This window comes from Gammaproteobacteria bacterium, assembly GCA_013003425.1.
Lineage (GTDB): Bacteria > Pseudomonadota > Gammaproteobacteria > Steroidobacterales > JABDKV01 > JABDJB01.
This window is the reverse complement of record JABDJB010000104.1, coordinates 1-12097: the sequence shown is the minus strand read 5'-3', so window position 1 is coordinate 12097 and position 12097 is coordinate 1. Positions and strand designations below refer to the sequence as shown.

The window sequence follows — 12097 nt, the reverse complement described above, 5'->3', positions numbered from 1 at the left end:
ATACCGCGCTCGAGCAGCTCGACCACCGCCCAGCGATCGGCAAGCGCCTCCAGCTCTGCCGGCGTGGCCAGGTCGGCAAAGAATTTGCGGCATTCATCCGCGGTTTTCAGTGTCAAAACGGCCTTGTACAGGCTGTCTTCGAGGGCGCGCCGCTGGCGCGCCGGTTCATCCGCATGGAGGGCTTTCATCGCTTTATTCCTGCTTGTTTTGTATTAACGTGCTAATACATTAACACGCTAACACAGCGACCTGCAGGGACACAAGCCCGGATTCAGCTGCCAGACGCCTGTTGACACCAGCCACTGTTTGGGACTAGTTTCGGGTTTACTCATCGAGACCGGCAGAGGGAATGGCCCTTTGAAGCCGGGGCAACCAGCGGAGCTAACCACTCCGAAACGGTGCCAAGTCCAGCGGGATTAGCCCGAGAGATGAGTTGCTGTGAAACAGCCGCCGGGCTGAAGGTCACCGCAACCCTCCCTCTCTTTATCCACGCACTTTTCGATGACAGCCAGACGGGCTGGCGAATTGTTGTGTGGATAAAGCGCTGATGAATGGAAAATTCTGCAAATCGTTGAAGCGAGGCCGGGCGTGCCGCTGATCGCGCACAACGATCTGCCCAGCTATGCGCGGCTGGCCGACGAGGGCCAGGTGGTGATCGGCGACGAGCGCGCGCGTCACCAGGACATTCGCGAGCTACACATCGGCCTGCTCAACATGATGCCGGACGCGGCGCTGGAAGCGACCGAACGCCAGTTCCTGCGCCTGGTCGGCAACTCCAACCGCATTGCGCAAATGTACGTGCACCTGTTCTCGGTCGACGGCCTCGGTCGTGGCCCTGCGGCGCGCGACCATATTGCACGGCACTACCAGACCTTCGAACAGATTGCCGCAGCCGGTCTCGATGCGCTGATCATTACCGGCGCCAATATCACCGGCCCTGACCTGACGCGTGAGAATTTCTACCCTCCGATGACCGAGGTCACCGACTGGGCGCGTGACAGCGTCACCTCCGTGTTGTGCTCCTGCCTCGCGTCGCATGCAGTGTGGCGGCACTATCACGACATCGAACGCCGCCGCCTCGACAAAAAGCTGTGGGGTGTATTCGAACATCGCACCATTGCACGCGATCACCCCATTGTCAGCGGGGTCAACACACGTTTTGAGGCGCCACATTCACGCTACAACGACGTGTCACGCTCGCAGCTTGAAGCGGCCGGGATAACAGTGCTCACCGAGAGTGAAACAGCCGGCGTGCTGCTGGCCGCCAGCGCCGACGGCCTGCGTTTTGTCTACGTGCAGGGCCACCCGGAATACGACACGGCCAGCCTGGCCAAGGAATACAAGCGCGAGGTGAACCGTTATCGCAGCGGTGAGCGCAACCAGTACCCGCCCTACCCGCGCAATTACTTTGACCCGGCCTCGCGCGACATACTCGAAGATTATCGCGCCCGGGTGCTGGCCGGCTGTGACAACGGGTTCCCGGATGCCGAGCTGGACAGACATCTCGACAACACCTGGACCGACACTGGCAAGTCCATCTTTAACAACTGGCTCGGCCTGGTCTACCAGGTAACCGGGCTGGAACGTAACAAACCTTTCATGCAGGGAGTCAACGCGGCCGATCCCCTGCATCTCGACTGGCATTAACACAACACGAACACAACGGAGCAGAAATGAAACCAGAGACCATTGCCATACACGGCGGCTTCAAAGGCGATCCAACAACTCACGCAGTTGCGGTGCCGCTGTATCAGACCACGTCGTATTACTTCGACGATACGCAGCACGGCGCAGACCTGTTTGACCTGAAGGTCGAGGGCAACATCTACAGCCGCATCATGAACCCGACCAACGCGGTGCTGGAAGAGCGCGTGGCGCAACTGGAAGGCGGTATCGGCGCACTCGCCATGGCATCAGGCATGGCCGCTATCACGGCAACACTGCAGACGCTGGCCGGCGCGGGTGACAATATCGTCAGCGTCAGCCAGCTTTATGGCGGCACGTATAACTTTTTTGCTCACACGCTACCGACATTGGGTATCGACGCGCGCTTTGCGCCGGGCGACGATCTCAAGGCGCTGGAAGCGCAAATCGATGACCAGACCCGGCTGATTTTCTGCGAATCGATCGGTAACCCGGCCGGCAATATCGTCGACCTGGAGGGCCTGGCCAAACTCGCTCATCGTCACGGGCTGCCGCTGGTCGTAGACAACACGGTGGCAACCCCGGTGTTGTGCCGGCCGTTCGATTACGGCGCCGATATCGTGGTCCATTCGTTGACCAAGTACATGGGCGGCCACGGCACGACGGTCGGCGGCATCATCGTCGACTCCGGCCGTTTCGAATGGAAAGACAATCCACGTTTTCCGCTGTTCAACAAGCCCGACCCGTCATACCACGGCGTGGTCTACACCGAGGCGCTGGGCGAGGCAGCCTTTATCGGTCGCGCCCGCGTGGTGCCGTTGCGCAACATGGGCGCCGCGCTGTCACCGTTCAACGCATTCCTGATCATGCAGGGTATCGAGACCCTGCCGCTGCGCATGGAGCGCCATACGGAAAACGCACTGGCCGTTGCGAAGTACCTGGAAGGCCAGCAACAGGTGAAATGGGTCAACTACGCCGGCCTGCCGGGCGACCGTTATTACGAACTGGCGCAGAAGTATGTCGATGGGCGCCCTGCCGCCATTCTCACTTTCGGCATCAGTGGCGGTCGCGAAGCCGGAGCGAAATTTATCGACGCGCTGCAGCTGATTACCCGGCTGGTCAATATCGGTGATGCCAAGTCGCTGGCCTGCCACCCGGCGACTACCACACACCGCCAGCTGGGCGAGTCGGAGCTGGAAGCTGCCGGCGTAACTGACGACATGGTGCGCCTGTCGATTGGCATCGAGAACAGCGACGACATCATCGCTGATATCGAACAGGCACTGGCGGCTGCGGCCTGATACCCGTAGCAGGTCGACGGAATACAACAGATAACGAGGACAAAGCTATGGCAGACAAAAGCGATCGATGTACAGAGACGGTGGCGGCGCGCAGCGGGCTGGGCAGTGATACGGCTCACGGCGCCGTGGTACCGCCGCTGCACCTGTCGTCAACATTCACGTTTGACGGGTTCAACAACAAGCGTGACTACGACTACACGCGCTCCGGCAACCCGACCCGTGACACGCTGGCACAGGTTCTGGCGGAACTGGAAGGCGGCGCGAACGCGACCATCACCAGCTCCGGCATGGCAGCCATAACACTGGTTTGCCAGCTGCTGGAAAAAGACGACCTGCTGATTGCACCGCATGACTGCTACGGCGGCACCCATCGCCTGCTGTCGGCGTTGCAGCGGCGCGGCCAGTTCCGGGTGCTGTTTGCCGACCTCACAGATACCGCCAACCTGTCGTTGCTGTTCGCGCAGCGGCCGAAGATGGTGCTGGTAGAGACGCCAAGTAACCCGCTACTGCGAATTACCGATGTTGCCGCCGTGGCACAGCTGTGCCGCCGGCATGAAGCGCTGCTGGTTGCCGACAATACTTTCCTGTCACCGGCATGGCAGCGGCCGATCGAGCTGGGCGCCGATGTCGTGTTGCACTCGACCACCAAGTATCTCAACGGCCACAGCGATGTCGTCGGGGGCGCCGTCATCGCGCGCGATGCGGCGCTGGCTGAAGAGATCGCCTGGTGGGGTAACTGTATCGGCGTTACCGGGGCACCATTCGACAGCTTTCTCACCCTGCGCGGGCTGCGCACGCTGTGCGTACGCGCGCGGGCACACGAAGAAAACGCGTTGCGCATTGCCGGTTTCCTGGCCGAAGACCCGCGGGTGAGAGAAGTCTATTACCCCGGCCTGCCCGATCATCCCGGCCACCAGCTGGCGCGCACGCAGCAGCGCGGCTTCGGCGCCATGATCAGCCTGGAGCTGGATGGCGGCGACAATGCAGTACGCGCCTTCCTCGACGGACTCGAGCATTTTTTCCTGGCTGAATCACTCGGCGGCGTCGAAAGCCTCGTAGCGCATCCGGCGACCATGACGCACGCGGCGATGAGCCCGGAGGAACAGGCCACGGCGGGAATTACACAGAGCCTGGTGCGGCTGTCGATCGGCATCGAATCTGCCGATGACCTCGTCGCCGACCTGGCCGCGGGCCTCGACCGCGCCGCGCCTTTTATCAAGCCGGGCCGAATCGCTGTGGGCGCAACCCATTCCGCAGGAATGGACATTCGCGGCTAATCCCGCGAACAATCCCGCGTAATGCGGGCCACCGCTCGTAGGAGCGGCTCCGTGGGAGCGGCTTCAGCCGCGACTACCTGCGACAATACCTCGCTGCAACGACCTTGCAAGAGCGGCTTCAGCTGCGAACAATCCCGCGTAATGCGGGCTACCCTTGCAGGAGCGGCTTCGACGGACAGGACGTCCAAGTGTCGCGGAGCACATGGATGTGCGAGAGTGACCAGCCGCGACTACCTGCGACAATACCTCGCTGGAGCGACCTTGTAGGAGCGGCTTCAGCCGCGAATGCGAATGATGCAAAAAACACAAGACGATCTGCCGCAGCTCACCGACGCAAACCGAGTCGTCATCAAGGTGGGCTCATCCCTGCTGGTCGACTTCGACAGCGGCGCCCTCAATCGTGCATGGCTCAGGTCGCTGGCCGGCGAAATAGCGCGAATGGTCGGGCGCGGCCAGCAGATCGTCGTGGTGTCATCCGGCGCCATCGCGCTGGGACGCAAATACCTCGGCTTCGGCAAAGAACAGAACAAACTGAACCAGCAGCAGGCAGCAGCAGCATCCGGCCAGATCCTGCTTGCACACGCTTACCAGGAACTGCTGGGGCTGCACGATATCAAAGCCGCGCAGCTGTTGCTGACCCTGGGCGATACCGAAAACCGGCGCCGATATCTCAACGCGCGCAGCACGCTGGAAACACTGCTTGCCGGTAGCGTCGTGCCAATTATTAATGAGAACGACACCGTCGCCACTGAGGAAATTCGTTACGGCGACAATGATCGCCTCGCAGCGCGCGTGGCCGCGATGTGCAGCGCCGATTGCCTGGTGCTGCTGTCAGATGTCGACGGGCTGTACGAATCAGATCCCTCCGTAGATGAAAACGCGAAACTGATACCGGTTGTCCATGAGATAAGCGCAGACATCGAAGCACGGGCCGGCACCAGCCGCACCGAGTACGGCAGCGGCGGCATGATCACCAAGCTGGCGGCGGCGAAGATCTGCATGCCGGCCGGCTGCGCCACGGTAATTGCTAACGGCCACCGATCAAAACCATTAAGCGCTGTCGAGAACGACAGCGCCTGCACCTGGTTCATCCCTGCGACCACACCCAGCATCGCTCGCAAGCGCTGGATCGCCGGCGTACTCAAACCACACGGTGCGCTGACTATCGATGCCGGCGCCGTGCGCTCACTGACCAACGGCAAGAGCCTGCTGCCGGTCGGCATCGTTGCCGTCGACGGAACATTCCAGCGCGGCGATGCGGTGATTATTCAGGACGACACCGGTCGCGACATAGGCCGCGGCCTGGTCGCATACGGCAGCGACGAAGTGCAGCGGATAAAGGGTCGGCGCAGCGCAGAAACCCAGCGTATCCTGGGTTACAGTGAGCGCGACGAAGTGATTCACCGCGACAACCTGGTATTGAACGACTAACCCCCCATGACCAGCCCGCAGTTCAAAACTGATATTGGCGAGATGATGCAGGCGCTTGGCCGGAAGGCCCGCGGCGCGGCGCGCGAACTGGCCCGTGCCTCCACCAATCAAAAGAATGAGGCACTGACGGCAGCGGCGGCGGCCATCCGTGAGGCGTGCGGCCAGATACTGGCCGCCAACGAACAGGACATGGCCGCGGCGCGCAACAAGGGGCTTTCCGGCGCCATGCTCGATCGCCTGATGCTCGACGAACAACGCGTCGACGGAATGGCGCGCAGCATCGAACAGATCGAGCAGCTGCCCGACCCGGTTGGCACGGTGATCGCCGAATGGGAACGGCCAAACGGTTTAGTCATACAGCGGGTGCGCGTGCCGCTCGGCGTCATCGGCATTATCTACGAGAGCCGGCCCAACGTTACCGCCGATGCGGCTGCGTTGTGCCTGAAATCCGGCAACGCGGTGATCCTGCGCGGCGGCTCGGAGAGTTTTCATTCAAGTACGGCGATTCATGCCTGTATGACGGCCGGCCTGGAAGCAGCCGGACTGCCCGCCGCGGCGGTACAGATGATACCGACCACCGATCGCGACGCCGTCGGCGTGCTGCTGTCGGGCATGCAGGAATACGTCGACGTCATTGTCCCGCGCGGCGGCAAAAACCTCATCGCGCGGGTGCAGGCCGATGCCCGCGTACCGGTGATCGGTCATCTCGAAGGCCTGTGCCACGTTTACGTGCACGCATCCGCCGACCCGGCGATGGCGCGCGACGTCGTTCTCAATGCCAAGATGCGTCGCACCGGTATTTGCGGCGCGGCCGAGACGTTGCTTATCGATCGCAGCTGCCTGGCGACTCATTGGCAATTGATCGCAGACGCTTTAGTCGACGCCGGCTGCGAACTGCGCGGCGACGCCGCAATCTGTGAGCTGGACAGCCGGGCAAAGCCGGCGCAGGAAGCCGACTGGGACACCGAATATCTCGACGCAATACTCGCAATAAAAACGGTAGCCGGTGTTGATGAAGCCATCGGCCACATCGAGCAGCACGGCTCCGGTCATACCGAAGCAATCATCGCCAGCGACGCACAGGCGGTGCAGCGATTCCGCTCTGATCTGGACAGCGCCATCCTGCTGCACAACGCATCAACGCAGTTTGCCGACGGTGGTGAGTTTGGCATGGGCGCCGAGATTGGCATCGCCACCGGCCGTATCCACGCCCGCGGCCCGGTCGGTGCCGAACAGCTGACCAGCTACAAATATTTCGTCGCCGGCAGCGGCCAGACCCGCCCGCAATAATCCTGCCGTGCCAGCAACCCTGCCGTGGGAGCGGCATCTTGCCGCGATTCTTCGGGGCTCAAATTGTCGCCTGCTCTATCGCGCCTGGAAGGCGCCCCCTCAGGAGTGTGCTGCAGCAGCGGTCACCCATACCGCCCATCAACGCGCGGACGCAGCAGTATCGGTGCATAGGCCGCCGCAAATCCGGCAAACCCCAGGATCCAGAGCCCGCCGGATACATCAACCCACACCGTGTAATGCGCCGCATCGACCAGCGGCCCGATAACGCGTACCAGCGCGGCGCCAGCAACAAGTACACAACCGATGGCAACCAGCAACGGCGGCTCATGGAGGTCGCGACCGGTATGCCCGAGCGAAACACGCGACATCATGCCAAGCGTTACTATCCCCATGCCACCAACTGCGAACGCATGCAGTGCCAGCAGCTTCGGCACCCCCAGCCACGGCGTAAGTGCAAACAACGCAAAGCCGGCGACGATCATTGCGTAGGCCAGGTACAAACTCCACAGCAGTGGCCGCCTCCAGATACGCGGCGTATACCACATCACCAGTCGCACCAGGTGAATCACAAACAGCGCCGCAGCAACCCACAACGTCGGTCCGACCCAAATGCCAAACAGCTCGCTGATCATCAACTCGACAAACAGCACCAGGCTGGCCAGGTCGAGAAATTTCGAATTTTTCAGTTTTACATCAACACCGCGCTCGACAAAAAACGGTATAAGCCGCCGCATCATCATCAGGATCAGCGCAAGCACCGTGTAGAAGGCACCGTACACGGCAAAAAACGCGCCGCGGTCGAACTGGTCCCAGGCATCGAGATAAAACAGCACATTGAGCAGCGCCAGCAGAATGAGCTTGCCGACCACCGCCATCTGCTTCCATTGGCCAGATCGAGCCACTGGCAATGTAATGGCAACAATCAGCAGCCCATTGAACAACAGGTCCGCTGCCGTCCCGATCGCCAGCATTGCGGCACCGCTGTGGTTGGCAACACGGGCAACCAGCCACAGCACGAACAGGCCAGCGAGCGGAGCGCGGTGCGGCGTCTGCAGACCAGTCCAGTTCTTCACGGCCGTCAGCAGAAACCCTGCGATCACCGCGAGCGTGTAACCAAACAGCATTTCATGGGCATGCCATTGAGTCAGGGCGACCCCCGGCGGGTACAGCGGCACACCTATGCCGTAGACGACCAGCCACAACGCCATACCAACCGCTGCGAACAGTCCCGCACCGAGAAAGAACGGCCGGAAACCAAGGTTCCAGATTGCCAGCCCGGCTGGGTTGGCGGGATTTGCATCAGTCGTCATTGATCCGGGTCATGTGGGCTCAGGGAAAGTCTAACGCACCACGGACCTGCGCACGTGTCGTTGGGTGCTTCGGGAATTTCTTCGCGGCTGAAGCCGCTCCCACGGGAGATTGTCGCGGGATTGTTCGCGGCTGAAGCCGCTCCTACACGGGGGTTTGCTCTGCTCGCGAGACAAATTATGGATGAAGCCGCTCCTGCAGGCTGGGTTTGCGGGGCAGCGATACACCTGGAAACACCTTAATACCGTTCTGAAACCTGTCCCGCTCGCGGCACTGTTATCGTTCGGGGCTGGAGGTTATCACCCTATGCGATTTTTAATTCAAGTCCTGATTGCTGCGATTGTTCTGGTCAGTGGAGCAAGTGCTATGGCTAATGAAGAGCCGGACTATGAAGTCCTCATGCAGACCGACGAGTACGAAATACGTCACTACGAGCCGTACATTGTTGCCGAGGTTGATGTCGACGGCGGTTTGCGCGACTCCGGCGGATCTGCTTTCAGGATCCTGGCGGGATATATTTTTGGCAACAACCAGTCTGCCGAGAAAATGGAAATGACAACGCCGGTCGAGACGCGGCCCGCCGAAAGCGGCACCAGGATGGCAATGACTGCTCCGGTGCTTTCTGAACCCGCGGGCGAGCAACGCTACAGGTATGCCTTCGTCATGGAGCAGAAATACAGCCTCGAAACACTACCTGTTCCCAATGATCCGCGTATCCGTATTCATAAAACAGAACCACGCACGGTCGCAGTAAAACGCTACAGTGGGCTATGGACCGAGAAAAATTACACCCAAAACGAGCAGGCATTGCTCAAATCGCTGCAGCAGAACAACATCCGGACAGACGGCGAGCCGATGCTGGCCCGTTATAACGGTCCGGCCACGCCGTGGTTCCTGCGCCGCAATGAAGTCATCGTCGAGGTTGAATGGGCCGAGCGCCACGCCAACAGGTGACAGCATGGAAGATTGGCGGTCGCGGCTGAACCGATCACACGAGAGATTATCGCGGGCCTGTTCGCGGCTGGAAGCCGCTCCCACGAGACCGCTCTTGCTGGAAACGAGATCGCTCTTGCTGGAATCGTTGGCATTGCGCGGGGCTGTTCGCGGCTGGAAGCCGCTCCTACATGAGGTTCTGAACGATTCGCGGGGTTGTTTGCGGCTGAAGCCGCTCCTGCGGGCGGGTTTTGGATTGCGCGGGATTGTTTGCGGCTGAAGCCGCTCCTGCGGGCGGGTTTCGGATTGCGCGGGGCTGTTCGCGGCTGGAAGCCGCTCCCACGAGACCGCTCTTGCTGGAATCGTTGGCATTGCGCGGGGGCAGACAGCGCTATCATGGCGGGATGAACGCGTTTGTGACATTCGGTACCGGCCACCTGGCAACCGCCGGTGTCGCCATCGCCAGCGCCGTTATCGTTCCGCTGCTGTTGCGCAATCAGCTGAATGAAGCGCAAAAACTCACTCTAGGCCGTGGGCTGGCAGCGCTGCTTGTCGTGCACGAAGGCATTCGCATCGCACTGCGCTCGGGTGTTTATGACCAGCCACTGATCCAGCATTTGCCGCTGCACTTGTGTGGCGCGGTACTGGTGCTGGGCATCATCATGCTTTGGCTTCGCAGTTACCGGCTTTACGAAATCGTCTACTTTTGGGGTATTGGCGGGCTTACTGCGGCAATGCTCACCCCCGACATCCCCTACAGCTTTCCACACCCGCTTTTTATCGTATTCTTCACCGGTCACGGGCTGGAACTGATGGCGATTTTCTACGCCACTCTTGTCTACGGCTTTGCTCCCCGCCTGCAATCAATCGGCAAGGCTTTCGCCGCGCTGGTGCTTTATGCGGCCATCATCTTCCCGGTAAACCAGCTGCTTGGCGCCAACTACCTGTACCTCGCGCGTAAACCTGCCCAGGCCTCGCCGATCGATTTCCTCGGCCCGTGGCCCTGGTACATCGCCGGGCTGGCAGTTCTCACGCTGTTGATCTGCTTGCTGGCGTGGCTGCCGTTTGCGCTGCGCAGCAGGCTCGCGGCAAGACAGTAAGATCACGGTTCCAGGGACAGTTCACTGAATTGCACCCGCCAGGACCAGTTCGAGTTCCAGGGACAGTTCACTGAATTGCACCGGGCAGGGTCAATTCAGTGAACTGTCCCTGAAATTCACCTAAACAGGTAGACTGGCTTCATGTTGGACCTGACTGCTCACTGGAGCGGTACCCTCGCGACATTACTGTTCGTGATCGCCTACCTGCTGGTGATCATGGAAGATGTCGTTCACCTGCGTAAGTCGAAGCCGGTCATGCTGGCTGCCGGCCTGATCTGGGCGCTCATCGCCTGGCAATACTCAGGTACCGAGCAGGCTCATCTCCCCGGCGAGGCTGTTTTTGACAGCCTGGTCGAATTTGCCCAACTAATGCTCTTCCTGCTCGCTGCGATGACTTACGTCAATGCACTGACCGAGCGTCATGTATTCAAGACACTGCGCGCCTGGCTGGTACGGCGCTCGTTCACGTTGCGCACGATGTTCTGGATTACCGGCATCCTCAGTTTCTTCCTGTCGCCGGTCATCGACAATCTCACTACATCACTGGTCATGTGCGCGGTGGTAATGGCAATCGGCCAGGATAACCCGCGTTTTGTCAGCGTGGCCTGCGTCAATATCGTAGTCGCCGCTAATGCCGGCGGTGCTTTCAGTCCGTTTGGCGATATCACTACGCTGATGGTCTGGCAGCACGGCAGCTTGCAGATATACGAGTTCTTCCGCCTGCTGCTACCGAGTGTCGTCAATTTTCTCGTCCCGGCGGTGTTCATGTCTTTTGCCGTCAAGAATGATATTCCGCAGCTCGAACACGACGACACGCGTATGAAAATCGGCGCGCGACGGATAATGTTCCTGTTCGCCTGCACCATACTCACTGCCGTACTCTTTCATGCCTACCTGCACCTGCCACCGTTTCTCGGCATGATGACCGGGCTGGCCGCGCTTAAATTTTTCGGTTACTACCTGCGCTTCACCCACCAGGTTTTTCATTTCGGCCAGGGCTACAGCGAGATTGGCGATGTGTCACCCTTTGAAGGTTTTCGTGAGGTTGCGCGAGTCGAGTGGGAAACGCTGCTGTTTTTCTTTGGCGTAATCATGTGCGTCGGGGGTCTGGGCTTTATCGGCTATCTCGACCAGCTTTCGGCGTACATGTATGGAGACCTGGGGCCGACCACCGCCAATGTGGCTGTCGGGATAATCTCTGCGGTAATCGACAATATCCCCGTGATGGTTGCCGTGCTGGAGATGAACCCGGCGATGGGAATCGACCAGTGGCTGCTGGTCACGCTCACAGCGGGGGTCGGTGGCAGCCTGCTGTCGATCGGTTCGGCTGCGGGTATCGCGCTGATGGGCCAGTCGCGCGGCCAGTACAACTTCTTCAGCCACCTGCGCTGGACACCGGTCATCGCGCTGGGCTACGGCCTCAGTATCTGGCTGCACCTGGTATTGACCCGGAGTCTCTAGCCAGCGTCGCCCACCGATTGATTTCCGGCTTCTATTCCACCGTTACTTTGTCCATGGTATCGCCCTGTTCGATGCTGTCGACCACGTCCTGACCGCTGACCACGCGACCGAACACCGAGTGCTTGCCATCGAGGTGTGGGCACGGCACGTGAGTAATAAAAAACTGTGAGCCGTTGGTATTGGGTCCGGCATTGGCCATCGACAGCACGCCGGGACCATCGTGACTGAGCTCGTCATGGAATTCATCTTCGAATTTGTAGCCCGGTCCACCGCGACCGTCGCCGTTGGGACAGCCGGTCTGGACCATAAAGTTGCTGATCACGCGGTGAAACTTCAGCCCGTCGTAAAAACC

At 60.3% G+C, this 12097-nt stretch carries 11 protein-coding genes and 1 riboswitch; of the genes, 8 read left to right on the top strand and 3 right to left on the bottom strand.

Going from position 1 to position 12097, the window contains the following annotated elements:
- The coding region (locus tag HKN06_13950) for a TrpR like protein, YerC/YecD (protein ID NNF62414.1) at window positions 1-188 on the bottom strand (188 nt) is incomplete at its 3' end.
- A gap of 137 nt (window positions 189-325) precedes the next feature.
- A riboswitch (SAM riboswitch) is annotated at window positions 326-435 on the top strand.
- A gap of 153 nt (window positions 436-588) precedes the next feature.
- On the opposite strand from HKN06_13950, the gene HKN06_13945 reads away from it, so the two are divergent.
- The 5 genes from HKN06_13945 (at window position 589) to HKN06_13925 (ending at window position 6943) form a co-directional block, all read left to right on the top strand.
- Window positions 589-1647, top strand: coding sequence for a homoserine O-succinyltransferase (locus HKN06_13945; GenBank protein NNF62413.1), 1059 nt, complete (start codon window positions 589-591; stop codon window positions 1645-1647).
- Window positions 1648-1673: 26 nt separating this feature from the next.
- Window positions 1674-2945, top strand: coding sequence for an aminotransferase class I/II-fold pyridoxal phosphate-dependent enzyme (locus tag HKN06_13940; GenBank protein ID NNF62412.1), 1272 nt, complete (start codon window positions 1674-1676; stop codon window positions 2943-2945).
- A 47-nt stretch (window positions 2946-2992) separates the two neighbouring features.
- Window positions 2993-4222 carry a cystathionine gamma-synthase gene (metB, locus tag HKN06_13935; GenBank protein ID NNF62411.1) on the top strand — a complete coding sequence of 410 codons (1230 nt, stop codon included), beginning with the start codon at window positions 2993-2995 and terminating at the stop codon, window positions 4220-4222.
- A gap of 294 nt (window positions 4223-4516) precedes the next feature.
- Complete coding sequence (locus HKN06_13930; GenBank protein ID NNF62410.1) at window positions 4517-5653, top strand: glutamate 5-kinase; 1137 nt, start codon at window positions 4517-4519, stop codon at window positions 5651-5653.
- 6 nt (window positions 5654-5659) lie between these two features.
- Window positions 5660-6943 carry a glutamate-5-semialdehyde dehydrogenase gene (locus tag HKN06_13925; protein NNF62409.1) on the top strand — a complete coding sequence of 428 codons (1284 nt, stop codon included), beginning with the start codon at window positions 5660-5662 and terminating at the stop codon, window positions 6941-6943.
- Between the two features lie 122 nt (window positions 6944-7065).
- Here the strand turns inward: HKN06_13925 and HKN06_13920 are convergent, their stop codons facing one another.
- The gene (locus HKN06_13920; GenBank protein NNF62408.1) at window positions 7066-8253 is read right to left on the bottom strand and encodes an NnrS family protein; all 1188 of its coding nucleotides are present in this window, start codon (window positions 8251-8253) and stop codon (window positions 7066-7068) included.
- 364 nt (window positions 8254-8617) lie between these two features.
- Here HKN06_13920 and HKN06_13915 point away from each other — a divergent pair, with 364 nt between their 5' ends.
- The 3 genes from HKN06_13915 to nhaD all read left to right on the top strand — a co-directional run bounded on the left by HKN06_13915 (window position 8618) and on the right by nhaD (window position 11745).
- Window positions 8618-9205, top strand: a complete 588-nt coding sequence (locus HKN06_13915; protein NNF62407.1) for a heme-binding protein — start codon at window positions 8618-8620, stop codon at window positions 9203-9205.
- Between the two features lie 350 nt (window positions 9206-9555).
- Entirely contained in the window at window positions 9556-10284 is a 729-nt protein-coding gene (locus HKN06_13910; protein ID NNF62406.1) for a TIGR02206 family membrane protein, read from the top strand.
- A gap of 141 nt (window positions 10285-10425) precedes the next feature.
- Window positions 10426-11745, top strand: coding sequence for a sodium:proton antiporter NhaD (gene nhaD, locus HKN06_13905; protein NNF62405.1), 1320 nt, complete (start codon window positions 10426-10428; stop codon window positions 11743-11745).
- A gap of 31 nt (window positions 11746-11776) precedes the next feature.
- Here the strand turns inward: nhaD and HKN06_13900 are convergent.
- A partial coding sequence (locus HKN06_13900) for a peptidylprolyl isomerase (GenBank protein ID NNF62404.1) occupies window positions 11777-12097 on the bottom strand: 321 nt, incomplete at its 5' end.

Bases quoted from the DNA above. Each gene is read 5' to 3' on its own strand.
- HKN06_13925 (NNF62409.1), top strand. From the start codon at position 5,660: ATGACCAGCCCGCAGTTCAAAACTGATATTGGCGAGATGATGCAGGCG.
- nhaD (NNF62405.1), top strand. From the start codon at position 10,426: ATGTTGGACCTGACTGCTCACTGGAGCGGTACCCTCGCGACATTACTG.
- HKN06_13940 (NNF62412.1), top strand. From the start codon at position 1,674: ATGAAACCAGAGACCATTGCCATACACGGCGGCTTCAAAGGCGATCCA.
- HKN06_13920 (NNF62408.1), bottom strand. From the start codon at position 8,253: ATGACGACTGATGCAAATCCCGCCAACCCAGCCGGGCTGGCAATCTGG.
- metB (NNF62411.1), top strand. From the start codon at position 2,993: ATGGCAGACAAAAGCGATCGATGTACAGAGACGGTGGCGGCGCGCAGC.
- HKN06_13915 (NNF62407.1), top strand. From the start codon at position 8,618: ATGGCTAATGAAGAGCCGGACTATGAAGTCCTCATGCAGACCGACGAG.
- HKN06_13930 (NNF62410.1), top strand. From the start codon at position 4,517: ATGCAAAAAACACAAGACGATCTGCCGCAGCTCACCGACGCAAACCGA.